Source organism: Reinekea thalattae (assembly GCF_008041945.1).
GTDB classification, from domain to species: domain Bacteria; phylum Pseudomonadota; class Gammaproteobacteria; order Pseudomonadales; family Natronospirillaceae; genus Reinekea; species Reinekea thalattae.
In genome coordinates, this window is the sequence record NZ_VKAD01000001.1 from 180,727 (window position 1) to 205,675 (window position 24,949).

The following is a 24,949-nucleotide window of genomic DNA, read 5'->3' on the forward strand; positions in this document are numbered from 1 at the left end:
AATACTGCCAAGTGCAGTAAAAGGAGAACAGTATGAATGCAAGTCCAATTACCAGCTGGGATGGCGCTGAAGCTTACTTCACGTTCGCTGACAGTCCTGTAGCTATGGGGATTATCTTAGTACTCTCTGTTGTTGTAACCGTTGGTGCCATTGTTGCCTCGGTTAAACATGAAAACGACACCTATATTGATTATCAATAAGACGGCTATCAATAAGATGTTAGTTACCCCAAGGTAACTCGTTGTAACATCTTTGCCGCTTGCGGCAGTCGTTAAAATAAAAGCCAGTAATCCTTTGGATTACTGGCTTTTTTTATGCTGACTTTTTGCGTGGATCTGCATTTTATAAATAAATTTATTTTGCCCTAAGCAGTCCGTGTTTTTTTTGTATCCAACCTTGACCTCAATGCTTACCCCCATCGGGGTACTCCTTCTAAGGGATTGTTTAAATGGCTGTTAAAAATACTATTTAACCTATGTTTTGTGATTTAAGTTTTTGTTTGGGCATATCGCCCTAATTGAGCTGTCGTTAAATAGAGGAGGGCATTATGCAGTCAGACATCTTACCCGAGGTTGTCAGCAAGCCAGTTTATCGCTCTGTGGTAAAGCACCCTCGTGCTCAGCATCATCTGTTTGTCAGTAACGAACCGTTAACCGGCGCGGCTGAGTCGATTTTTAACAGCTGCGCGGAAGGTGAGCGCAGCCTCATTGTGGTAGCCGACAGTCAAAATTTGGCAGCCAATGTTGCTGAATTAGTATCCGAATTACCACTGGCAAGCTGCCTTTATTTAGCTGGTGAAGAATCCTTTATGTGGGTCGTTGCTGAATTGTTTTTTGCCGAGGGCTTACGCGAAGATCAGCTGCAGTTTTTTAAACCGACTAGCCAAGGCCGCGCCATTTTTTGTTGCCACTGTTATCAGGTAACGCAAGGCGTAACACACAGCCCTTCGGCGTGCGCTGGTTGTGGTCGTTTGTTATTAGTGACTGATCATTTTTCGCGTAAAAATGCTTCTTATTTTGCCTACCAAGCCAATGCCGAAGATCCGCAGGATATTCCTAAAACGGAGAAGTTAAGCTGATGAGTGCTGATCAAATCCTTGTTGAAGTGACCTCGGTGGTCGATGTTTCGCCGTCGATTCGAGAATTTACGTTAAGCCCGGTTAACGCCGAATTTTATCCGTTTTCTCCTGGCTCTCACGTGGTTGTTGAAATGCCCGCAGCAAAGAAGACGATCAAGAATGCCTATTCTCTGTTGAGCGACCCACTGGATACCGCTGTTTATAAAATAGCCGTGCGTTTGCAAGAACAGTCACGTGGTGGTTCGGTTTATATGCACCAGCAGGTGACGCCGGGTGATCAATTAAAAATCTCACCGCCAGCCAATTTATTTGCGCCACAGTGGCAAGCTAAAAAACATATATTGATTGCCGGCGGTGTCGGTATTACGCCCTTTATGTCCTACTTGCCTGAGCTGGAACGACGCCTAGCCGATTACGAATTACATTATTTGTATCGTAGCGACTTTACCGGCGCTTACCGAAAAGAATTGGCCGAGCAATTGGGCGAGCGTTTTTTCGATTACGATTCTAGCCAGAGTCAACGCTGTGATCTGGCGCAGATTATGTCTGATCGCACGGTAGGTACGCACTTTTATATTTGTGGCCCAGAAGTATTGATCGACAGTGTCAAGGCGCAAGCAGAAGCCTTTGGTATTCCTGCCAGTGTGATTCATTACGAAGAGTTTGCCGCACCTGCACCAGGTGAACCTTTTGAAGTGGAATTGAAAAAAACCGGTCAAGTTGTCTCGGTTAGTTCTGATGAAAGCATGTTAGAAGCCTTAGAGGCGGCGAATGTTGATATTCCTAATTTATGTCGCGGCGGCGTTTGCGGCCAGTGTGTTTGCCAAGTTGCCGACGGCGATATTGAACATCGCGACAACTTTTTATCGGAATCAGAAAAACAGGCGGGCACTGCTGTGATGCCATGTGTGTCCCGTGCCAAGAGTGATCGATTGGTCTTGGATATTTAAGCTTTATTGTGTGGAGTAATGTTATGCGATTAGCACCAAAAGAAATTCAAACCTTCCGGGATGACTTCACCTATACCAACAGTGCCGAAGCGATACGTCGATTTCCGTTCCCGTTTCCTGAAGACGAATACCGTTACAGCGTAAACATCGAACCACATGAGCCTAAAGACGGCGAAGGTTCGGTGTATGAAAATTTGTTGGACATTGATGAGCATTACCTTTCAGAAATGCACGAGCGTTCGTTGGTGTTAAAAGAAATGCCGCATCGTTGTTTAGCCATGGATCATATGGAACTGGCCAGCTGGGACATGATTGAACGCTGCATGACCTCGATGGCAGAAGATTACCCAGAGTATTTTTCACTAACCAAAGAGGGTGAACACTGGACGTGGGAAAACAAACTGCTTGGTATTAAAGACGATTTTATTTTTGCCGACAGCGACTCGCTACCGATGCCGCCGTTAGAGTATATCGGCCGACAAGTTCAGGGTGACTTTGCTCTGCTTGACCAGCGTGACGGCGATCTATTTATGGACGCCGGTATCATTACTTGCCCTGCCGATTGGTCGTTAGCGTTTGATGCTGGAATGAGTTTTTCACAATGGCACGGACCGGTGCCGATGGCGCATAAAGAGGGTATTTTTGACCGAGCACTAAAATACCTGACGGCAATTCCAGTAGGTAAACCGGTGCGTCGATTAAATTGGACGTTGACAGTTAATGCCCGCATGGATACCGCGCCAGAAAACTACCACGAATGGGGCCATGAACGTACCAGTGTAACGCCTGAAAATGTCGGCGAAAAAGTTTACCTGCGCGTTGAGTTACAAGTGATCGACCGTATGCCGCGCAGCAATGCATTGATGTTCAGCATCCGAACCTATCTCATGAGTCTAGAAGATATCGTGACTAACCCACAGTGGGCGCAGCGGTTACATCGCGTCATGAAAACCTTGCCGCCAGCACTGATTGATTACAAAGGCTTGTCCCGTTACCACAGTACCGTGGTGGATTACCTTGCTCATTTCGATCAAACCAACTGATTGCTAAAACCAGTTATTTGACCTAGCCAGCTAATTAATCATTGCGCTAAACGAGCCAACTTTTTAGGAGTGTGACATGAAATTAAATGCCAACGGCATGATCGAATCTAAAGCCGCCGTTGCTTGGCGTCAGGGGGCACCGCTGAGTATAGAAACAGTGGAAGTGATGCCGCCAAAATCAGGCGAGGTGTTGGTAAAAATAGTTGCCTCTGGCGTTTGCCATACCGATGCGTTCACGCTTTCTGGTGACGACCCTGAAGGTATTTTCCCTTGTATTTTGGGCCATGAAGGCGGCGGTGTTGTTGCCGCTGTTGGTGAAGGCGTTAGCAGTGTTGCTGTCGGTGATCATGTCATTCCGCTTTACACTCCAGAATGTGGTGAGTGTAAGTTTTGCACGTCAGGTAAAACCAACCTGTGCCAAAAAATTCGAGAAACCCAAGGCAAAGGTTTAATGCCAGATGGCACCACGCGTTTTTATAAAGACGGCAAGCCTATCTATCACTACATGGGCACTTCAACCTTTTCTGAATATACGGTACTGCCGGAAATTTCATTAGCCAAGGTAAATCCTAAAGCGCCATTAGAAGAGGTTTGCTTATTAGGTTGTGGCGTGACTACCGGTATGGGCGCGGTGATGAATACCGCCAAAGTAGAAGCCGGTGCCAGCGTGGCAATTTTTGGTTTAGGTGGAATTGGTTTGTCTGCTGTAATCGGTGCAACTATGGCGCAAGCGTCACGAATTATTGTGATCGATATTAACGAATCTAAATTTGATCTGGCAAAAAAATTGGGCGCCACCGATTGCATTAACCCAACCCTATACGACAAACCGATTCAGGATGTTATTGTTGAGTTAACCGATGGTGGTGTCGATTATTCGTTTGAATGCATTGGCAATGTTAATGTTATGCGATCGGCATTGGAGTGTTGTCATAAAGGCTGGGGCGAATCGGTGATTATCGGCGTTGCTGGTGCAGGCCAAGAAATCTCGACTCGACCTTTCCAATTAGTCACTGGGCGAGTTTGGCGTGGCACGGCTTTTGGTGGTGTAAAGGGTCGTAGCGAATTACCAGATTATGTTGAGCGCTACTTGCAAGGTGAATTTAAATTAGACGACTTCATTACTCACACCATGGGCTTAGAAGATATTAATGACGCTTTCGAGCTAATGCACAAAGGTAAAAGTATTCGTACGGTGGTGCACTTTTAATCGATTAAACGCAAAGGCTTATGAGCTGGTGAGTGCTCATAGCCTTGGCCGATAAAAACCGATTAAAGCTGCCAGCGGTACGAAGCGTAAGGATAAAAAATCATGCAACTTATCAGTAGTCAGGCTTTGTTTGCTGGCAAGTATCAACGTTATCAACACACTTCAGCGGCAACACAGTGTGACATGGTGTTTTCCATCTATTTGCCGCCAGCGGCATTGGCAGGAAAAAGTGTGCCGGTGCTGTATTGGTTGTCTGGCTTAACCTGTACCGATGAAAACTTTATGCAGAAAGCAGGGGCGCAACGTATTGCAGCAGAACTAGGCATCGCCTTAGTTGCACCAGATACGTCACCACGTGGCGAACAAGTCCCAGACGATGCTGACGCAGCTTACGACATGGGTTTAGGCGCAGGGTTTTATTTAAATGCTACTCAGCCGCCATGGAATCAGCATTACCAGATAGAGCGTTACATTGTTGAAGAGTTGCCTGCCTGTATCGAAAGTAATTTTCCGGTGACTTCGCAAGCCAGTATTTCTGGTCACTCGATGGGTGGCCATGGCGCGTTGACATTGGCGTTAAAAAATCCGAAAAAATTTAAATCTGTTTCTGCTTTTAGCCCAATTGTTAGTCCAATGAATTGCCCTTGGGGTGTTAAAGCATTGAGCCAATATTTAGGTGACGATCAAACAGTATGGCAGCGTTACGATAGTTGCGCTTTGATCGAGCAGGGTGCAGAACAGTTGCCAATGCTGATTGACCAAGGCAGTGCTGATGACTTTTTAGAAGCGCAATTAAAAACAGAGCTTTTGCTCGATACGCTAAACCGAAAAAACTATAAAGCGACAGTAAGAATGCAGCCAGACTACGATCATAGTTATTATTTTATTGCGACCTTTATCGAAGAACACTTACGTTTTCACGCTGGTTATTTGTTGGATTAACACCTGTTGTTAGATTAAAGCTTGTTGCTAGATTAGAACGAGATGTTATTGGGTATTAGTGAATAAGGAATCGTAGTTATGGGTTGGATTTATTTAGCAATAGCAGGATTTTTTGAGTTTTTTTGGGCGATAGGTTTAAAGCAAAGTGATGGCTTTTCTAAATTTTGGCCGTCGGTAATTACAGCGGTTTTAATTGTCGCTAGTTTGTTTTTATTGTCGCTGGCGATGCGCACCATACCGATTGGTACTGCCTATGCAGTTTGGTCTGGTATAGGCGCTGCGTTGTTAGCTATTTATGGCATTACATTTTTAAATGAGTCGGCAAGTCTATTACGCATTGCCTGTATTTTGATGATTATTGGCGGTGTTGCTGGGCTAAAATTTTTAGCCCATTAGGTTTTGTTAGTTTTTTTATTAATCATCTGAGTAATAAATTAACGATAAAATTTCTATCGGTACATCGGTTAGTTTTTCTGGCCCGTGCGGCAGCTCACCATTAAAGGCTAGGCTGTCACCTTCGGTCATTTCGTACATCTTATTACCCACGCGATAGGTTAGTTTACCTTTCAGTAAATAAATAAATTCTTCACCTGGATGCGAAAAAGTAGGGAAGGTTTCGCTGAGATCATCGATGCTGACTAAAAAGGGTTCTAGGTGGCGATGACTACCGCGTTGGTAACCTAAAAGTCGGTAAGTGTGGCCTTTTTCTGTACCGCGCCGCACCACCTCGATGCCGTTTCCTGCTTTGGTGAAAAGAGCACCGCCGTCTGGCAAATTGTAATCGCTAAATAATTTAGCGACCGGAATACCAATGGCGTTACAGAGTTTGTCGATGGTTTCTAAACTGGGCGAGACTTGAGCGTTTTCGATTTTAGAAATCATGCCTTGGCTAATGCCAGAAATGGCAGCGATGTCGGTAATTTTTAATGCCTCAGCTAGACGTTCTCGCTTGAGTCGAATACCAACGTGACGATCTAAGGATGACTTATCTTCTTTGCTTTGGTTCATCGATTTGCCCCAAATTGGAAATGCGACGCATTAATGTTGCGCACAGATGGAAAAGATTGTTTTAACTAGTTTGCCATATCTCTGGCGTGTGACGTAGGAAAAAAATTTATTTTATATAAATCAAAGGCTTAGCCTTTTTCGCCGATGACTGGCACGGCTCCTGCTTTCCTATTGGGAATATTATATTCCTGAGGTTGTTCGATATAACAGCAGGCAATGTAGTCGCTCATTTGCGTACGAATTGCTTAAAAAATTTTAAGCGCGCCCATACTGAGGAGAGTAGTCATGACCGTTAATACAGAAGCGTTTATTAAAGAAAATAATATCAAATATGTGCTTGCCCAATTTGTCGATATCCACGGTGTTGCAAAAACCAAGTCGGTGCCTGCGCATTGTTTACAAGATGTTGTCGACACCGGAGCAGGCTTTGCCGGCTTTGCAGTTTGGGGTTTAGGTATGGAACCGCACGGGCCAGATTTTATGGCGCGTGGTGATTTAAAGTCGATGACCGTGGTGCCTTGGCAACCAGGTTATGCTCGCATCGTTTGCGACGGCTATGTCAACAACGAGCCGTACCCTTACGACAGTCGAGTCGTTTTGAAAAATCAGCTAAAAGCATTTGATGAAAAGGGTTGGACATTAAATACAGGTTTGGAGCCAGAATTTTCTTTATTCCAACGTCGCGAAGACGGACTGGTTGAAACGGTCGATAACAGCGATGTGTTGGATAAGCCCTGTTACGACTATAAAGGCCTGTCTCGTTCACGCCAGTTTTTAGAAACCTTTGTTGAATCGCTACAGCAGGTCGGTTTGGATGTTTATCAAATCGACCACGAAGATGCTAACGGTCAGTTTGAAATTAATTACACCTACAGTGACGCACTCGACTCTTGCGACAGCTACACCTTTGTTCGTATGGCCGGTGGTGAAATTGCTAACGACCTAGGCATGGTGTGCTCCTTTATGCCAAAACCGGCTTCAGATAAAACCGGTAATGGCATGCATATTCACCTATCGTTGAGCGACAAAGACGGCAAAAACCTATTTGGTGACGACAGCGATGAAAACGGTTTAGGCCTTTCTGAAATGGCGTATCACTTTATTGGTGGCCTGATGCATCATGCCGAAGCTTTGTGTGCCTTTGCCGCACCGTCGGTCAATTCTTACAAGCGTTTAGTCGTTGGTGGCGCAGCCTCGGGTGCAACTTGGGCACCGGCTTATAAATGTTATGGCGATAACAACCGCTCGGCGATGGTGCGCATTCCTTATGGTCGTCTTGAATTCCGTTTACCAGATTCCGGTTGTAACCCTTACCTTGTACACGCGGCGTTAATTGCTGCAGGCATGGATGGCGTTGAGCGCAAACTAGATCCAGGTGCGCCCTGTAATGAAAACCTGTACACCATGAGTGCAGCAGAACGTGAACAGCGTGGCATTGGCGTGCTGCCGCAAAACCTTAACGAGGCGTTAGATGCACTCGAAGCCGACACAATTCTGCGTGACCGTATGGGTGCAGAAATTGTCGATGAATTCCTAAAAGTAAAACGTAACGAATGGATTGAATACATGCGTCACGTTTCGGATTGGGAAGTGAAACGTTATTTAGAATTTTTCTGATAACGGCTGTATTTAATTACGTCGATGGTATTAAAACGTCTGTATTTAATTAAGTCGATGGTATGAAAACGGCTGTCGCTAATTGCAGCACAGCCGTTTAGCAAGGTTGGATCCATCGGCGCATTCCCAGAGATGCTGTGAATGCGCCAAGTTGACTCTCAGAGAAAACAGCATGCTCGTTGATGAGGCGGTTTTTTATCAGTTAGAGCAAGCAGCGTTACCGATTTTAACGGTTTAATTTCTTTTAAATCTTTATAAATCAGTCACTTATGTATTTTAGGTGGAAGTTGGTACGTCTCCTGCTATTCCTGAGAGTAATATTATATTCCTATTGGTGCTTTTCGGGTGGCCCGACAAGACTAAGCGGACGCTTTTACAAAGGAGCTAATTATGTGTGGCATTGTGAGCTTGTACTTAAAAAATCCGGATTGGCAGAATCGTCTCGGAGAATTGTTTGAACCGATGTTGATATCGATGACCGATCGTGGTCCAGACAGTGCTGGGTTTGCTATTTATGGTGATGCGGTAACTGACGGGCAATGCAAACTCACCATTCGTGGCGAGCAAGATACCGACTGGCAAGCGTTGGCCGAAACACTGAAAAAGTCTTTTAGCGTGGACTGGTTTAACAACGCCAATGTTGGTGTTTTTAAATGTTCGACCGATCAAAAAACCGCTACGGCAGCCGTTGCGAAAGCGGCACCAGAATTGACCGTGCTGAGCTCTGGTCAGTCGATCGAAATTCTTAAAGAAATTGGCTTGCCAGAAAACATTGCCCAACACTTTAAGCTTTCTGGCATGAAGGGTTCTCACATCATTGGTCATACTCGCATGGCAACAGAGTCAGCGGTAACGACCTTGGGTTCACACCCGTTTTCGACCGGCAGTGATCTTTGTTTGGTGCACAACGGTTCTTTATCGAACCACAACAGTTTGCGCCGCGATCTAATACGTGAAGGCATTGTTTTTCACACAGAAAACGACAGTGAAGTGGCGGCGGGCTATTTGAACTGGCGGCTTAATTGCGGTGACACCTTGGAGCAAGCGCTTGAGTCTGCATTAAAAGCTCTCGATGGTTTCTATACCTTCGCGATTGGCACAGCCAATGGTTTTGCAGTGCTACGTGATCCTATTTCTTGTAAGCCAGCGGTATTGGCAGAAACCGATGATTACGTTGCCATGGCGTCGGAATATCAAGCCTTGCGCACCTTACCAAATATCGAAAAAGCGAAACTGTGGGAGCCGGAACCGGCAAAAATTTATGTTTGGCAGCAGTCGCAAGCCGCCTTTCATTAGTCGAACGTTTTGTTGAGGAGACAATAATGCAAACTCTGGATTTAACACAACACAAAACGCGCCAGATCAATCAGCGACTGCATGAGCAAAAGGTTGAATGCACCGAGCGCGAATGGTTAATCGAAAACGCCCAAGGCGAGCACAATTTAGCCTGCGGTCTCGACCAAAATATCAGCGTCGATATTAAAGGGCCGGTCGGTTATTACTGTGCCGGTATGAACCAAAAAGCGCACGTAACCGTGTATGGCCACGCAGGCCAAGGCGTTGCCGAAAACATGATGTCTGGCAGCGTACGTATTAAAGGCGATGTTTCTCAGTCGGCTGGTGCAACAGCGCACGGCGGCCTGTTAGTGATTGAAGGTAATGCCGGTGCTCGTTGTGGTATTGCCATGAAGGGCGTCGACATTGTTGTCAAAGGCAACGTCGGTCATATGAGTTGCTTTTTGGGTCAGGCTGGCAATCTTTTAGTCTGTGGTGATGCTGGCGATGGCTTGGGTGATTCGCTTTACGAGGTGCAAATTTTTGTGCGTGGCAAAGTAGAAGGTTTAGGCGCAGATTGCATCGAAAAAGAAATGCGCGCTGAGCATTTAGAAACCGTTAAAGACTTACTTAATCGTTCTGGTATTGATGCCGATCCAAATGAGTTTCGTCGCTACGGTTCTGCTCGCACACTTTATCATTTTAATGTCGCGAATCAGTCTGCTTATTAAGCTTGTCTCAGCAAAATTAGTGCAGTGACTCACTGAGAATTTATTAAGGGATACTATTATGACTAAACCCATCGATCCACACGCAGGCTTGCGTGAATCCGCAACGTTCGATCTGTTTACCCAATCGCAGATTCGTCGTGCCGCAGAAACCGGTATTTATGACATTCGCGGCTTTGGTGCCAAGCGCAAGTTGCCGCATTTTGACGACCTATTATTTTTAGGTTCAAGCATGTCGCGTTATCCATTAGAGGGTTATCGCGAAGCCTGTAATACCAGCGTTACTTTAGGAACGCGCTTTGCCAAAAAACCATTGCAGCTGGATATTCCGATTGCCATTGCCGGCATGAGCTTTGGCGCTTTATCGGCCAATGCTAAAGAATCATTGGGGCGCGGTGCCAGTACCTGCGGTACCTATACAACCACTGGCGATGGCGGCATGACACCAGAAGAACGAGGTCATTCTAAAACGCTGGTGTATCAATATTTACCATCGCGCTACGGTATGAACCCAGATGATTTGCGCAAAGCCGATGCCATTGAAGTGGTATTGGGTCAGGGTGCAAAACCGGGTGGTGGTGGCATGTTGCTGGGCCAAAAAGTGACTGAACGTGTTGCTGGTATGCGTACGCTACCGGTGGGTATTGATCAACGCTCTGCTTGCCGTCATCCCGACTGGACCGGCCCAGATGACTTGGCCATTAAGATTGAAGAACTGCGTGAAATTACCGATTGGCAAGTGCCTATCTTTATTAAGATCGGTGCAACCCGCACCTATTATGATGTCAAACTGGCGGTTAAAGCCGGTGCCGATGTCATTGTTTTAGACGGTATGCAAGGTGGTACAGCAGCGACTCAAGAAGTCTTTATTGAGCATGTCGGTATTCCAACCATGGCAGCTATTCCGCAAGCGGTGCAGGCACTGCAAGAAATGGGTTTGCATCGTAAAGTTCAGCTGGTGGTTTCTGGTGGTATCCGTAACGGTGCTGATGTTGCCAAGTGTTTAGCTATGGGCGCAGATTGCGTTTCTATTGGTACCGCAGCGCTGTTGGCATTGGGTTGTAACAGTCCAAAATACTCAGAAGAGTTTCGTAAAATTGGCTCCGAAGCGGGCTATTACGATGACTACCAAGACGGCAAAGACCCAGCGGGGATTTCTACTCAAGACCCAGAATTGTCGAGCCGATTAAATCCAGAAGAAGCTGGTAAGCGTTTGTCTAACTTCTTGTCAGTAATGACTATGGAAGCACAGGTTATTGCCAGAGCTTGCGGTAAAAATGATGTTCGCCATCTGGAACCTGAAGATTTAGTTGCACTGACAATGGAGTCCTCTGCAATGGCACGAGTGCCTTTGGCCGGTACCAACTATATTCCAGGTATTACCGATAAATAATTGAAAATTCATAATCAAATTTAAAAGCCATAAGCATTTAAAAAATTAAAGCAATAAGGAGCCAGTCATGGCTGCAGAGAGTCAAAGCATTATCTTAAAAATTAATTGCCCAGCTGGCCGAGGCATTGTTTCGGCCGTGTCCAGCTACTTGAGTGAGCAGGGTTGTTACATCAGTGAGCTGGCGCATTACGACGACCAAGATTCTGGTCAGTTGTTTTTACGTGCCAGTTTTCAGCCGCAAGTCAAACCATTGGGTATTGATGAATTGCGCGAGGGCTTTAAAAGCGTCGCCGAAGAATTCTCGATGAAATGGGATATGCACGACGAGTCGGCGCCGGTAAAAACTATTTTAATGGTCAGTAAGTTCGATCATTGCCTAGACGATTTGTTATTCCGCATTCGTAAGGGTGAATTGAACTTAGAAATTACCGCCGTTGTTTCAAACCATTTAGATTTAAGACCGATGGCCGAACGCGAAGGCTATCGCTATATCTACTTGCCGGTAAACAAAGAAAACAAACCAGAGCAGGAGGCGGCCTTGTTAGAAGCCTTTAACGAAACCGACTCAGAACTGGTTGTGTTAGCGCGCTACATGCAGGTGCTGTCTAATAATTTGTGTACCCAATTGCGTGGTCAGGCGATCAATATTCATCACTCCTTTTTGCCCGGCTTTAAAGGCGCTAAACCTTACCACCAAGCCTATGATCGCGGCGTAAAATTGATTGGTGCCACAGCGCATTATGTCACCGCCGACTTAGACGAAGGCCCGATTATTGATCAGGCTGTACAGCCGGTGGATCACACCTATAGCCCAGAACAATTAGTGGCTGTTGGTCGAGATACCGAAACGGTCGCCTTGGCACGCGCGGTTAAATTACACGCCGAACGCCGGGTCTTTTTGGATGGCAATAAGACGGTTATTTTTAAATAAATATTGCTCGTAATGGCTAGCTCTTAAGGTGCTAGCTGTTGATATGCGTCTTAGCCTATTTTTATTAGGCGAGTAGTCGCCTAAAGCAACGAGCTGAATGCAAAGCAGGGTGAAGTAGATGGCAACGATCATTGATGGTAAGGCAGTCGCCTTTGAGGTTGTCGCGTCGGTGGCAAAAGAAGTCGCGACGTTAGTTGAACAAGGCTTACAACGGCCAGGTTTAGCCGTGGTGTTGGTCGGTGATGATGCCGCCAGCCAAGTGTATGTGCGTAATAAAATCCGCACATCAGAGCAGGCGGGAATTACCAGTATAGAGCACCGCTTAGCGGCAGATGTGAGCCAGCAAACGCTGCTGACATTAATCGATGAACTCAATGCCAGCGATCAGGTAAATGGCATTTTAGTGCAGTTGCCATTGCCGGATGGCTTGGATGAAAAACTGATCTTAGAGCGAATTTCTCCAGCCAAAGACGTTGATGGATTCCACCCCATGAATGTGGGTGCGTTGAGTAGTGGCTTGCCTTCGTTGGTGCCCTGTACACCGCAAGGCTGTTTGATCATGTTGCAACAGCAGCTGGGTGATTTATCTGGCAAACATGCGGTGGTTGTTGGCCGTTCAAACATTGTCGGTAAACCGATGGCGGCTCTGTTGCTACAGCAAAGCTGTACCGTCACAGTGGTGCATTCTCGCACTAAAAATATTGAGCAACTCTGTGCCCAAGCAGACATTTTGGTTGCCGCTGTTGGCCGGCCAGAAATGGTAAAAGCCAGCTGGTTAAAAGAGGGCGCAGTGGTGATTGATGTTGGCATTAACGCTCAAGAAGTTGACGGTAAACGCAAGCTGGTGGGCGATGTCGATTTTGCCGACTGCCTAGCTAAAGTTTCTGCCATTACGCCAGTGCCCGGCGGTGTTGGCCCGATGACGATTGCCTGCCTGATGCAAAACACTCTAATTGCAGCGAAACGTCAGTTGGGTTTTTCAGGTAACTAATTTAGCGCGGCTTTTTTGTTAGTCGTTTATATAGCTTGCTTAGCCGGTTATATCTTTTGAGTAGCCGACTATATCTTTGAATAGAAAGTTATATAGCTTGAGTCTGCGTTTTTAAAGGGAGTAAAGCGATGCCTTTTGGGTTATTGAAGTACGGTTTAAAACACGAATACCCGTTTAGTGATCATGCTGATTTACCGTCCAATAAGGCGCTAAAACCGCACTACGATGTGGTCATTATTGGTGGTGGCGGTCATGGTGTGGCAACGGCTTATTATTTGGCTAAATACCATGGCATTACCAATGTAGCGATCTTAGAAAAAGGCTATTTAGGCGGTGGTAATACGGCGCGTAATACGGCTGTGATTCGCTCTAATTACATGACCTCTGAAGGCGTTAAGTTTTACTCAGAATCGGTAAAGCTATTTCAAAAATTATCCAACGAATTTGATTTTAATATTATGTATTCGCGTCGCGGTCAGCTGACCTTGGCGCATACCGACGCCACCGTACGTGCCTTTCGTCAGCGCGCCGAAGTAAACAAACACTTTGGCGGTAAAACTGAGTTGATCGACGCGCAGCAAGTCAAAGAACTGGTGCCGACGTTAAATATGAACCCAGCCGGTTTGCCGGTGCTGAAAGGTTTGTGGCATATGGATGGCGCAACAGCACGGCACGATGCAGTGGCTTGGGGTTACGCTCGTGAGGCCAGCAAACGCGGTGTCGAAATTCATCAGCTTACCGAAGTTCAAGACGTTGAAGTTGAGCAAGGTAAGGTGACGGCGGTAAAAACAAATCGCGGTACCGTTCAGTGCCATTCTGTCGTTCAGGCGGTTGCCGGTCACAGCTCTGTGGTTGCGGCGATGGCGGGTATTCGTTTACCGATTGTCACCTATCCATTGCAAGCCATGGTGACTCAACCCTTTAAACCCTTTTTAGATCCACTGGTCAGTTCCTCGGCGTTGCATTGTTATGTGCAGCAAACTGGCCGTGGCGAAATTGTATTTGGTGGCGGCTCCGATCCGTACCCTTTGTACAACACCCAGTCGACGTTAGAACTGAAAGAAAGCTTACTGGCACACGCGATTGAAATGTTCCCCTTTATGGCGAATTTAAAACTGATGCGCCAGTGGGCTGGCTTAACCGATATGACATCCGATTACAGCCCGATCATGGGTTTAAGTCCGGTGCAAAATTATTATCTCGATGCCGGTTGGGGCACCTGGGGCTTTAAGTCGACACCGATCTGCGGCAAAACCATGGCGCAGTTAGTCGCCAGCCAAGGCAAGGTGCCGGAGCTGATCGCACCCTTCTCATTAGATCGATTCGGTCGTTTTCAGCAGGTTAATGAAATGGGCGCTACGGCGGCGAGTCATTAGTTAAGCGCTTATTAAATAGCGAGGTTCTTATTATGAAAATAATGCCATGCCCGTTAAATGGGCCGCGTAACATCAGCGAATTTGTTTACGGTGGTGAAGTCACCGATATGCCAGAGCCGAATCAATGTAGTGATCAGCAATGGGCAGAATACGTTTTTTATTCCGACAACCAAATCGGCGTAGTGCGCGAGTGGTGGCTGCATGCGCCCTCTAACTATTGGTTTATTGCCGAGCGCCATACGCAAAGCGATGAAATTATTCGCAGCTATGATGCCAGCGAAATCTTTAATCAGCGTGTCGAGTTTAGTCCGCAAGATCCACAGGAGGCCTCATGAACAGTCAGCGCTTAGCGGCACCGATGGGCCGTTTAATCGACCGTGATAAGCCGGTGTCATTCTCCTTTGAAGGTCGAGAGTATTGGGGTTATCAAGGCGACAGTATTGCCAGCGCATTGGCCGCGCAGCAGCAGTGGGTGTTGTCGCGTTCTTTTAAATACCATCGCCCGCGCGGGCCGTTAACCATGGCCGGGCACGACGCCAACAGCTTGGTGCAACTTCGCGGTGAGCCAAATGTGCTTGCCGATCGCCGCACCATTGAGCCGGGTTTAGAGGTGAAAGGGCAAAACTACGTCGGTTCACTGAAGCACGATCTCGATGCCTTGCAAGGCTACTTTGGCCGCTTTATGCCGGTGGGTTTTTATTATCGCGCCTTCTATAAGCCGCTGGGTGTCTGGGACAGCTGGGAAAAGTTTTTACGCGCCAAAGCCGGCTTGGGTGTTATCGATCTTGAACATGAACCGAGCTATCACGACAAAGCCTATTTGTTTTACGACCTAATGGTGGTTGGCGCAGGGCCTGCTGGTATGCAAGCAGCACTGGATGCAGCGCAGGCCGGTGCACAGGTGTTGCTGGTGGATGAAAACCCGCTTATGGGTGGCTCGCTTAATTACCACCGCTTCGACATCGATAATCAAGCTGCGGAGCAACTTAGAGCGCAGCTGATCGAACAAATCGAAGCGCACGACAACATCAATGTATTATTGCAAGCTACCTGCAGCGGCTATTTTAGAGACAACTATTTGCCCGTGGTGAAAGACAACCGGCTTTATAAGGTGCGTGCCAAAGAATGCATTATGGCGGTTGGATCAATGGAGCAGCACGCGGTATTTCACAACAATGATCTGCCCGGCATTATGCTCAGCTCGGCAGCGATGCGTTTAATGAGTCTGTACGCGGTTAAACCAGGCGAGCGAGCGGTGGTGTTGGCCGGTAACGACGATGCTTATTTAACCGCCTTGAGTTTAGCCGAGCAGGGGGTTGAGGTGGCTGCTTTGGTCGATATGCGGCCAGCGGCGCAAAACGCAGCACTTGCCGAGGCGATGAGTGCGCACGGAATCGAAATTCTTTACCACAGCGCTGTCTATCAAGCCGAAGCGACATTTGGCCATAAGCACATTAAAGGCGTTGAGGTTCGCCCGTTGATCGCAGAAGGTCAGGTTGGCGAAAAAGGTCAGCGCATCAGCTGCGATCTATTGTGTGTCGCTGTCGGTTATATGCCGAGTTACCAGCTGCTTTGCCAAGCCGGTGGTCAGCTTAGTTATAACGATGAACGTGCCAGTTTTCACATCACGCAATTACCTGAGCATTTACGGATGGCCGGTTCAGTGAACTCGATGCATGAATTAACAAGCGTGCTGCAAGATGCCCATTTTGCCGCGCAAACCGCGCTCGGTAATCTTGGTTTAGAGGTGGCTACGCCAGTGATGCCAGCGCAATGTGATCAGCAGGTGAATCACCCTTGGCCGATGGTGGCGCATCCGCGCGGCAAAGACTTTGTCGATTTCGATGAAGACTTGCAAAGCAAAGACATCATTAATGCCACCAAGTTAGGTTACCGCGATGTGCAACTGGTGAAGCGGTTTTCTACCGTTGGTATGGGGCCTTCGCAAGGTCGGCATTCGGCAGCGCCAACCGCTCGTTTAGTTGCCAAAGCAACCGATCGCAGTGTGCAAGAAACCGGCGTCACCACGGCGAGGCCGCCACTGGCTGCCGAAACTCTGGCGCACATCGGTGGCCGTATTTTTACGCCCTATAAGTATTCTCCTATGCATAATCGCCACCTCGAAGCGGGCGCTAAGATGATGCCAGCGGGAGTTTGGCAGCGGCCCGGACATTATGGCGCGCCAGAACAACGCCAGCACCGTATTCAGGCCGAGGTGAATCAGGTTCGTAACGGTGTCGGCGTCATTGATGTCAGCACGCTAGGTGGCATTGAATTACGTGGCCCAGATGCCGCCGAAATGATGGAGCGCATCTACACCTTTGGCTTTAAAAAACAGCCGATTGGTAAAACCCGTTATGCCGTTCATACCAATGAGCACGGCGTGGTGATTGATGACGGCGTCGCTTGTCGCATTGCGGACGATTACTTCTATGTGACCGCCACCACTTCTGGTGTCGATCGCGTCTACCGCGCCATGCTTAAATGGAACGCCATGTGGCGCTTAAACGTCGTGATCAGCAACGTCACCGAAGCCTATGCTGCGGTTAATGTTGCAGGCCCTAAAGCGCGCGAGGTGTTGGCTAAATTGACCGATATCGACATAAGCGCCGAAGGCTTCCCGTATCTTGCCTATCGTGAAGGCCAGTTGTTAGGCGTCGAAGCACGCTTTATGCGCGTCGGCTTTGTCGGTGAATTGGGTTATGAAATTCACTTGCCTGCTAACTATGGTCAAGCTTTGTGGGATGCCGTTATCGAGGCGGGCAGCGAGTTTGGTATTCAGCCCTTTGGTGTCGAAGCACAACGGCTGCTGCGTTTAGAAAAGGGTCACATCATTGTTGGTCAAGATACCGACGGCATGAGTCACCCCGGCGAAGTGCATTTGGATTGGGCGGTGAATCGCAAAAAGCCATTTTTTGTTGGTCGTCGCTCAGTCGATATCGTGCAAGCGCAAACGCAAAAACGTCGCTTAGTGGCATTTACGCTGGCTGCTAAAAGCGCCAAACCAGAAGAAGGCCATCTGGTGCTAGCAGGGCCAGACATCAGTGGTAACGTCACCTCATGCGAATATTCCCCAACGCTGGATTGCATTATTGGATTGGCTTACGCCAGTGTTGAGCAAGCCGCCATTGGCAGTGACCTGCCCATTCGGGTCGACGGTGGCAAGCTGGTGACCGCCAAGGTCGTCAGCCTGCCATTTTTTGATGCCGACAACAGCCGACAGGAGATGTAACCATGACGCTAAATACGCAACTTAAGGCACGCAGCCCCATTCATCACAGCTTAAAAAGTGCAGGCCCGCTGCAAGACTTCCGTTCGCTAACGCCAGAGCAACTCACGCTGTGTGACCTGTCGCTGTGCTCACGTGCCAGCGCCAAAGGTTCGGGCGTGGCAGAGCAATTAACGGCTCAGGGTTACAGCTTGCCAAAGGCGGTGAACGAGGCAGTTAAAAGCCAAAAAGATCATCTGGTTTTGCAATTGGGCGCCAATGAATTTTGGTTGCTCAGCGCGCCAGAAGTCACAACCAGTTTGGTTGCGTTAGCCGAGGCCGAAAATTGCTACCCGCAACCTTGCCAAGCCGCTTATGCTTGGTTTGCCTTAGCAGGGCATCAAGCCAGCGAATGTTTAGCCAAGGTTTGTGGTGTCGATTTGCGTGAAAGTGCGCAGCCGTTAGGCAGCATTGCGCAAACCTCCGTAGCACGAGTGAACTCTATTGTTGTTCGCGTGCCTGACCCTGAACCGATTTTTTATCTCTTCTGCGCGCAATCTTCGGCGGACTATTTGTGGCATGCACTGCTTGACGCCATGGCCGAGTTTGATGGTATCGTCAGCCAACTGAGTTAGCCCGTGGAGAACCGTTATGAGCGAACCGTTACCAACCACAGCCCAGAGCGATTTGGTTTTTCAGCGCATCAAACAGCAGCTGCAAGCAGAGCAGGTGGAACATGAGTACCTTGCTCATGAAACCAGTAAAACCATACAGGACGCGCAAGATAAGCTGCAATTCGACGTCAACAGCATTTTAAAAACCATTGTCTTTAAGCAAAAAAACGCTGGCTTAATTTTGGTTGGCTTAACCGGCCACAAACGTATCGACTATAAAAAACTTGGCCAAGCTGTGGGTGTTTCACGCAGTAAATTATCAACCCTTTCGCCTGAAGAAGTACTGCAAGAATTGCAGGTCGAGGTCGGTGGCGTCAGCCCATTTTTAACCAACGCCGACATTGCTTTATGGCTGGATGTTGATTTTCCCGACTATGTAATTTGCGGCAGCGGCCGTTTCGATTACAGCATTCGCATCAACAGCCAAGAGTTGATCCGCAGTACAAATGCGCAGCTTGCCGACTTAACAAAAGTTGAAGCCTAGGCTTTATAGCAAATGGATTCAGCAAACAAAAAAAGCAGCGCGAGGCTGCTGTTCGTGTAAGTAAAAATTATTTTCTTTTTCTGTAAGCGGCAAATAGCAATAATAGAAAATAAAGGCTACCAATTACCGAAACTAATAAGCCTGCCGGTATTTCATTTGGATACATAAGGGTTCGACTTAGGTGATCAGCGTACATTAGCAATATAGCGCCAGTCATTGCAGAAGCTGGTAGCAAATGCACATGCCGGTACAGGCCTAATAAGCGAGCACAGTGTGGTGCTAGTAAGCCAACAAAGCTAATAGCTCCAATAGTTGCAATACAAATGGCAGTGAGTACTGCTGTTATGGCAAGCAATAGAGTTCGTTGGCCGTTTAGTGAAACGCCTAATGTGCGAGGTAGTATTTCACCTAGAGGCATTAAATCTAGGTTTCTGATGAATGGGATAATCAGTGCGCCAGCAACTATAAGCACTATGGCTAATGGCACTATGCGTTCGGTAGAAGCTCCATAGGTTGTTCCAGCCATCCACATCATCGTGACTGATGAGGTGGAAGTACCAAAGGTTAATAAAATCTGGGTTGCTGTTCCGGAAAAAGCAGTAATCACGATGCCGAACAAAGCAAGCTGAGCCACACTTAGTTGTTGGTTTAATCCCCAAGTTAATAAGCCGATAACAATGCCAGCACCGATCAGAGCGGCAATAATTAATATAAAATGATTGGCTGAAGGAAAAATTACTAGCACGCAAGCAATAATAAAAACTGCAAACGCACTGACGCCAGAAATATCTGGGCTGGCCATTGGGTTTTTAAATAGTGTTTGTAGTAATGTACCCGCACAGGCTAAGCCCAAACCACCAAGCCCTGCTAAAATAACTCGTTTATTAATCCAAGTAGATCCAACATTACCTAAAGGCTCTGAACAAACGTAGATAGTAAAAAGTAGCAATAAAAATAACGCGATTAAGGTTTTATTAGCTGAGATATGCAGTAATGGCCGCAGAGAGATATTTTGTCGTTCCGTTGCTGCTAATAGTCGCCCAGAGCGTTGAAATAAAAGATAGATAAAATACGGAGCGCCCAGTAAAGCAGTAAAAGCACCTGTCGGTAATCGGTAGCCTAAAAATAATAAACTTCGTGAGCACCATTCTGCGAGCAATACTAGCATCGCACCAACAATGATAGTCAGTAGCCACTGAAACCCCATGTTTCCGCCGCCGTTTTTAAATTTATTTAACAATAAACGTGTGATATGAGGAGCCATTAAACCGACAAAACCGATCATGCCAACAATTGATGTCGCTAATGCAGCCTGTACTAAAGCAAGTAACAAAACGAGCCAGCGCCAAGGTTTTACTGCTAAACCTAAGTTAGCTGCGTGAGTATCGCCAAGCAAAAAGAGGGCTAACTTTGGAAATATAAAAACTGTTAGCAACAAGCTAATAATGATAGGTGTGAAAGACTGTTGAACGGCCGTAAAGCTTGTTTGCAATACTTGACCGCTGCCCCATAAAAATAACCCATCAATTTGATTTTCAAAATAAAGAATCAATAACGAAGACAACGCTCCGGCGCTCAGACCCAAAGTCATACCAATAAGAATAACAGGCAGTTTACCACCACCGATTAAATGACTCAGACTTAGTACTGCTAGAGATAGAAAAAGGGCGCCAATAAGTGCACCGGTCCAAACAATAGTTAAACTAGCTTCTGGCATTATGATTCTAACTAACAGTGCGCCGAGCAAGGAGCCGGCTGCGATGCCTAGTGTCGAAGGTGAAGCGAAGTCATTATCTAGTGAGGTCTGAATGAGCAAGCCAGAACTGCCTAACAGAGCGCCTGTCAATAAAGCCATTAACGCTGTTGGCAGCCAAACATTATTGAACATCGCAGTTGCTAAAGACGTATTAGATATCACAGGAGGAAAGAATAAATACCCGCACAGCAGTGCAAGTAGAAGTACTCCGCCTATTGAAAGTGACTTAATCATGTAGATTTTCCTGCCGTGTTAAAAGTGACTGAGTAAATGCTTCAGCCATTTTTATAGCGGACAAAGGTCCACCAAAACTGAATAATGGAGGTATTTCAGATATGTCGTTGTTTTGTACAAAGGGCAATAGTGGCCAAACAGGTGAGTGCATCATACGTTCGCCGTCTACCTGGTTACCAGCCAAAAGTAAGTGGCTATTTTGTAGTGCGGGCAACTGCTCTAATTGTAAGTGAGTGAAATCTTTTCCAGGTAGCCCATCTCGCCATGTGTAGTTTAATCCCAGTTCTTCAGAGATTGAACCAGCAAGACTGATGTCGGTAAAAATTCTTAAACCATAACCCATACCAACAAATTTACCGTAACTGACATCCATATTGGCAAGGCCAGCATCTGCTAATTGTTGCTTTAATTCAGCTAGTCGGGTGTGCATTTCTTCTAGTTGAGATAAGGCTTTTTGTTGTTTGTCGGTTGCTTCTGCTATAGCTAAGAAAATTTTTTGAGACTCATCAAAATAGCGAAATTCTGATTGTGATAGTGTTGGAAATTGTTGGTAGAGTAGTGTGGGTGCAATGCTTTGCAGTGAGCTTAGAATTCTACGATGACGAAATTCGTAGCCGATAATTAAATCAGGATTTAAGGCCATAATTGCAGCAAGATTAGGCTCTTGTCGAGTCCCGACTTCAGTTACGGTTTCAGGTAACTCAGGTGTATTAGTTTGCCATTTGCGATAGCCATTTCCCTGAGTCACTCCAACAGGTGTTATGTCCAGTGTTAATAGCATTTCTGCTACAGACCAATTAAGTGCAACAACTCTTATGGCTGGTTTATCCAGTTGTACGCAACTACTCAAGCACACAGAAACAGGCGATGCCTGAGCATAGGATTGGGAGTTGCTAACAAAAACCAACAGGAGCGTTAGGCACAGGGCGCAACGTTTCATAGTTGCTCCTCGGGCCATAAAATATCGCGGTTTCCAAGAGAATGCATTTTTACTGAAGTTTGGTAGACGCGAGTAATATTTTCAGCATTGATAACATCGTTGACATCACCTTGAGTAATAATTTCACCATTGTTAATTAAAATGGCTCGATCACTAAATTGGCGAGCTTGGTTTAAATCATGCAATACCCAAACAATGGTTTTATTATATTGCTTGTTTAGGCGGCGAACGATTTTTAACAGGCTGACTTGATGGGCAATATCGAGCCAAGATGTCGGTTCGTCCAACATTAAAATGTTTGTATCTTGAGCAAGTACCATGGCAAGCCATGCTCGTTGCAACTCACCGCCGGATAAATCTGTAAGTAAGCGCTCAGCGTAAGCTGTGACACCGGCTTCATTCATCGACCAGTCAATCACTTGCTTATCTTCTTTGGCTACTTTTTTATACCAAGGTCGATGTGGATGGCGACCAAAGGTCACTAAGTCAGAAACGGTTAATGTTGTCGGGACAGGGTTACTTTGAGGTAATAGAGCTATCTGTTTTGCTATAATGCTGCGCTTTATTTTGTTAAGCGATTTTTCGTTTAATAAAATTTCACCTTCTGTCGGTAAGGTTAATCCGCATAACAGGGATAGTAAGCTACTTTTACCTGAGCCATTAGGCCCGATCAATGCTGTGATCGAGCCTTCTGGAATTTCTCCTGTCATATGACGTAAAATTTCATTCCCTCCAATTTGGAGGGAAAGGTTGTTAAATTTAAACAAATAAATTCTCCTAAAATTCAGCGCTGTAGCTTATCGCATAAGTTCTACCACTGCCTTTGAACTTGAACAGGTCTTCATCTAGGGTGCTATAAAGAATTTGTGCTCGTTGAGACCAAAGCGTGTAGTAGTCTTCGTTTAATAGGTTCTGTACACCAAAGCTCAACTTACCTATAGGTAAGGTGTAGTAAGAACTCAAATTCATTAAAGAAAACCCATCAAGTTCTTCATCATTGTCGTCAGAGTAACTTGCTATCGTTTGCCATTGCAGTTCTGCACCGTAGTCAAAGTTATCGAAGCCAGCGCGAATAATTGAGCTAGAAGGAGAGACTAATTCAGCGTCTAAAGCGGACCAGCTGCCATCTGTTTTTGTTTCACTGTTAAGTAAGTGCGCTTGTGCACCTACATACAATGCATCAGTGAATCGATAAGTTGTTTCACCTTCAATACCGTAAATACGTTTTTGATCGTCATTTACCACAACAGATAAGGTGGTTTCATCAATAGTCGTTGTTTTGTCTGACAAAGCATAATAAGCGGCTATCTGTGCATTGTATTTTTGTTTATTTAGACGCCAGCCAAGCTCAACTGAGTTTGTTTTTACGCCGTCCAGCGGATTGTTTTCTACACTGACACTACTCGTTAGGCTTCCTGTATTGTCATAAGTACCGATGCCGTAATATTTTGATGGATCCGGTGTCTCAAAGCCCTGGCTGACATTAGCCCAAAGTTGTTGGTTTTTATTTATGGTGTAAATAGCACCAATATTGGCTAGGAGCTCATTGTAATCAGTTTCGCCACCTTCTATGGTATCTGCACTGGTTAGATAGCCTTTATCAATTAATATCTGCTGCTCTGTGCCAACAAAGTCACCAATCTCATGAGAGATATATTGATAACGTAAGCCGCCTGAAATACTTACATGATCATTAATTTCCCAGTCAGCTTGAGTAAATAAACCTACTTTGGCGGTATCGACATCGGGGTATCTATCAACTTCTCCCTCTTTTTCAAAGGTTATACCACCAGAACTTGTTGCGGTATCATCGTAATAGGTTGATACCGCTGTAGAAGATTCCAATTGGGCATCAATGCCGTGATTCAGCTTTATGTTGTTGAATGTTTTGCTTGCGAGAGTCTTTGCACCAATGGTTTCTGTTTTTTGTAAGGAGGCTGAGAAGACGTAATAACCAGACACTCCTATGCTAGATCCAACCGCAGATGGAAACGGGAAGAATTGTATTTCTTCATTTCGATAATAAGCTTGAGTAAGAAGGTTATGGCCTAGTACATCTTCATTACTGTATTGAGCGTTTAGCATTAGACGCTCAGTGCTTGGTTGAGTATCTAAATCTAATTCATCACTGATCGTGATAGGAACATAGCCAAGCGCGCCAAGAGAGTTCGTGCCAAGGTCTGCTGTATAGTCGGTGTCTTGTGCGCTGTTATAATATTGGGCCGTGATGGATAAGAGCTGCTTATCCGTTGGCTGGTAATCTACATTACCCATAATGTCGAGGGTGTCGTTAAACTGAAGGTCTGTTTGTGTGATGTCTGGTAAAACCATGTCGCCGTTGGCGTCATAATTTGCACCAGTGGTTTCATAGGAGGCAGATAATCGACCGCGAAGTTGCTCACCACCACCAGAGACAGCAAGGCCAATATTTTTAGTTAAATCTTCACTGCCATTGAAGCCAGTTGATACGCCGGATTCAAACTCTACAGTCGTTTCATTAGCCGTTGCTTTTTTGGTGATAATATTAATGATGCCGCCTGAAGCGCCAGCACCATAAATAGAGGTCGCACCCGATAAAACTTCAACTCTGGCAATGTTAAAAGGAGAAATACTTTCCAGCTGACGGCTAACCGCTCGTGTTGAATTTAGAGACACGCCATCAATCATAACCAGCGCCGAACGACCACGTAAATTCTGGTTGTAGCTTGTTCGGCTTTCGCCACCAAAATCGTAACCAGGGATCAATCGACCCAATGCGACTTTTAAGTCGGCACCACTTTTAATTTCGCGTTCAATCTGTTCTTGATCAATAACCCACATAGTTGCAGCAACATCAGATATCGAAGTGTCGTTACTGTTTGCGGTAACGATGATTGTGTCTAGTGATTCAGCGGTACTAATTGCAGATGCAGTTATTATCGCTAATACAAGAGGGGTGAGTTTTGTAAAGGTCGTCGGCTTACTAATCATTTATCGTGAGCTCCGTATAGGCCTTTTACGCCACTCGAAAAAGGCTGAGTATCTAGGATGATTTAAATGCAAGTGAAAATAATATTGATAATCATTCTCAAAGTAAAGGATTGCTTACAGTTTATGCTGAGAATCTTCGAT

23 protein-coding genes are annotated in these 24,949 nt (G+C 46.2%); 18 read left to right on the top strand and 5 right to left on the bottom strand.

Translation table 11 applies throughout. From position 1 onward, the window contains the following. Positions 1–32: 32 nt before the first annotated feature. The 7 genes from FME95_RS13590 to FME95_RS00885 all read left to right on the top strand — a co-directional run bounded on the left by FME95_RS13590 (position 33) and on the right by FME95_RS00885 (position 5,619). Entirely contained in the window at positions 33–200 is a 168-nt protein-coding gene (locus FME95_RS13590; RefSeq protein ID WP_187265400.1) for a hypothetical protein, read from the top strand. A 347-nt stretch (positions 201–547) separates the two neighbouring features. Next, positions 548–1,078: a dimethylamine monooxygenase subunit DmmA family protein gene (locus FME95_RS00860; protein ID WP_147712272.1), complete on the top strand. Its 531-nt coding sequence runs from the start codon at positions 548–550 to the stop codon at positions 1,076–1,078. Beyond that, entirely contained in the window at positions 1,078–2,028 is a 951-nt protein-coding gene (locus FME95_RS00865; protein ID WP_147712274.1) for a PDR/VanB family oxidoreductase, read from the top strand. The genes FME95_RS00860 and FME95_RS00865 overlap by 1 nt, the downstream gene beginning before the upstream one ends. A gap of 23 nt (positions 2,029–2,051) precedes the next feature. Further along, the gene (locus tag FME95_RS00870) at positions 2,052–3,071 is read left to right on the top strand and encodes a heme-dependent oxidative N-demethylase family protein (protein ID WP_147712276.1); all 1,020 of its coding nucleotides are present in this window, start codon (positions 2,052–2,054) and stop codon (positions 3,069–3,071) included. A gap of 76 nt (positions 3,072–3,147) precedes the next feature. Continuing rightward, positions 3,148–4,281, top strand: a complete 1,134-nt coding sequence (locus FME95_RS00875; RefSeq protein ID WP_147712278.1) for an S-(hydroxymethyl)glutathione dehydrogenase/class III alcohol dehydrogenase — start codon at positions 3,148–3,150, stop codon at positions 4,279–4,281. A 102-nt stretch (positions 4,282–4,383) separates the two neighbouring features. Further along, entirely contained in the window at positions 4,384–5,223 is an 840-nt protein-coding gene (gene fghA, locus FME95_RS00880; protein ID WP_147712280.1) for an S-formylglutathione hydrolase, read from the top strand. A gap of 78 nt (positions 5,224–5,301) precedes the next feature. Continuing rightward, positions 5,302–5,619, top strand: coding sequence for a DMT family transporter (locus tag FME95_RS00885; RefSeq protein ID WP_147712282.1), 318 nt, complete (start codon positions 5,302–5,304; stop codon positions 5,617–5,619). A gap of 18 nt (positions 5,620–5,637) precedes the next feature. On the opposite strand, the gene FME95_RS00890 is transcribed toward FME95_RS00885, so the two are convergent. Next, positions 5,638–6,231 (bottom strand): helix-turn-helix domain-containing protein, encoded by a 594-nt coding sequence (locus FME95_RS00890; RefSeq protein ID WP_147712284.1) that lies wholly within the window; start codon positions 6,229–6,231, stop codon positions 5,638–5,640. A gap of 285 nt (positions 6,232–6,516) precedes the next feature. Between FME95_RS00890 and glnT the strand changes: the two genes are divergently transcribed. From glnT to FME95_RS00945, 11 genes are all read left to right on the top strand, one after another. After that, positions 6,517–7,848 carry a type III glutamate--ammonia ligase gene (glnT, locus tag FME95_RS00895; RefSeq protein WP_147712286.1) on the top strand — a complete coding sequence of 444 codons (1,332 nt, stop codon included), beginning with the start codon at positions 6,517–6,519 and terminating at the stop codon, positions 7,846–7,848. Between the two features lie 390 nt (positions 7,849–8,238). Continuing rightward, entirely contained in the window at positions 8,239–9,144 is a 906-nt protein-coding gene (locus tag FME95_RS00900; RefSeq protein WP_147712288.1) for a class II glutamine amidotransferase, read from the top strand. Positions 9,145–9,170: 26 nt separating this feature from the next. Then, positions 9,171–9,854 carry a GltB/FmdC/FwdC-like GXGXG domain-containing protein gene (locus FME95_RS00905; RefSeq protein WP_147712290.1) on the top strand — a complete coding sequence of 228 codons (684 nt, stop codon included), beginning with the start codon at positions 9,171–9,173 and terminating at the stop codon, positions 9,852–9,854. Between the two features lie 58 nt (positions 9,855–9,912). Next, on the top strand, positions 9,913–11,244 hold the full coding sequence (locus FME95_RS00910) for an FMN-binding glutamate synthase family protein (RefSeq protein ID WP_147712292.1): 1,332 nt from the start codon (positions 9,913–9,915) through the stop codon (positions 11,242–11,244). Between the two features lie 67 nt (positions 11,245–11,311). After that, positions 11,312–12,175: a formyltetrahydrofolate deformylase gene (gene purU, locus FME95_RS00915; protein WP_147712294.1), complete on the top strand. Its 864-nt coding sequence runs from the start codon at positions 11,312–11,314 to the stop codon at positions 12,173–12,175. A gap of 118 nt (positions 12,176–12,293) precedes the next feature. Continuing rightward, positions 12,294–13,166: a bifunctional methylenetetrahydrofolate dehydrogenase/methenyltetrahydrofolate cyclohydrolase FolD gene (folD, locus tag FME95_RS00920; RefSeq protein WP_147712296.1), complete on the top strand. Its 873-nt coding sequence runs from the start codon at positions 12,294–12,296 to the stop codon at positions 13,164–13,166. A gap of 128 nt (positions 13,167–13,294) precedes the next feature. Beyond that, positions 13,295–14,542, top strand: coding sequence for an FAD-dependent oxidoreductase (locus FME95_RS00925; RefSeq protein WP_147712298.1), 1,248 nt, complete (start codon positions 13,295–13,297; stop codon positions 14,540–14,542). Between the two features lie 32 nt (positions 14,543–14,574). Further along, entirely contained in the window at positions 14,575–14,877 is a 303-nt protein-coding gene (locus FME95_RS00930) for a sarcosine oxidase subunit delta (RefSeq protein ID WP_147712300.1), read from the top strand. After that, complete coding sequence (locus FME95_RS00935) at positions 14,874–17,774, top strand: 2Fe-2S iron-sulfur cluster-binding protein (RefSeq protein WP_147712302.1); 2,901 nt, start codon at positions 14,874–14,876, stop codon at positions 17,772–17,774. Before FME95_RS00930 ends, FME95_RS00935 begins: the two co-directional genes overlap by 4 nt. A gap of 2 nt (positions 17,775–17,776) precedes the next feature. Then, positions 17,777–18,385 carry an aminomethyltransferase family protein gene (locus FME95_RS00940; RefSeq protein WP_147712304.1) on the top strand — a complete coding sequence of 203 codons (609 nt, stop codon included), beginning with the start codon at positions 17,777–17,779 and terminating at the stop codon, positions 18,383–18,385. A 16-nt stretch (positions 18,386–18,401) separates the two neighbouring features. Continuing rightward, positions 18,402–18,908, top strand: a complete 507-nt coding sequence (locus tag FME95_RS00945; protein WP_147712306.1) for an aminoacyl-tRNA deacylase — start codon at positions 18,402–18,404, stop codon at positions 18,906–18,908. 67 nt (positions 18,909–18,975) lie between these two features. On the opposite strand, the gene FME95_RS00950 is transcribed toward FME95_RS00945, so the two are convergent. The 4 genes from FME95_RS00950 to FME95_RS00965 all read right to left on the bottom strand — a co-directional run bounded on the left by FME95_RS00950 (position 18,976) and on the right by FME95_RS00965 (position 24,808). Next, positions 18,976–20,898: an iron ABC transporter permease gene (locus FME95_RS00950; protein ID WP_147712308.1), complete on the bottom strand. Its 1,923-nt coding sequence runs from the start codon at positions 20,896–20,898 to the stop codon at positions 18,976–18,978. Continuing rightward, the gene (locus tag FME95_RS00955; protein ID WP_187265402.1) at positions 20,891–21,838 is read right to left on the bottom strand and encodes an ABC transporter substrate-binding protein; all 948 of its coding nucleotides are present in this window, start codon (positions 21,836–21,838) and stop codon (positions 20,891–20,893) included. Before FME95_RS00955 ends, FME95_RS00950 begins: the two co-directional genes overlap by 8 nt. After that, complete coding sequence (locus FME95_RS00960) at positions 21,835–22,548, bottom strand: ABC transporter ATP-binding protein (RefSeq protein WP_187265403.1); 714 nt, start codon at positions 22,546–22,548, stop codon at positions 21,835–21,837. The genes FME95_RS00955 and FME95_RS00960 overlap by 4 nt, the downstream gene beginning before the upstream one ends. 67 nt (positions 22,549–22,615) lie before the next feature. Then, positions 22,616–24,808: a TonB-dependent receptor gene (locus FME95_RS00965; protein WP_147712314.1), complete on the bottom strand. Its 2,193-nt coding sequence runs from the start codon at positions 24,806–24,808 to the stop codon at positions 22,616–22,618. Between the last annotated feature and the right edge of the window lie 141 nt (positions 24,809–24,949).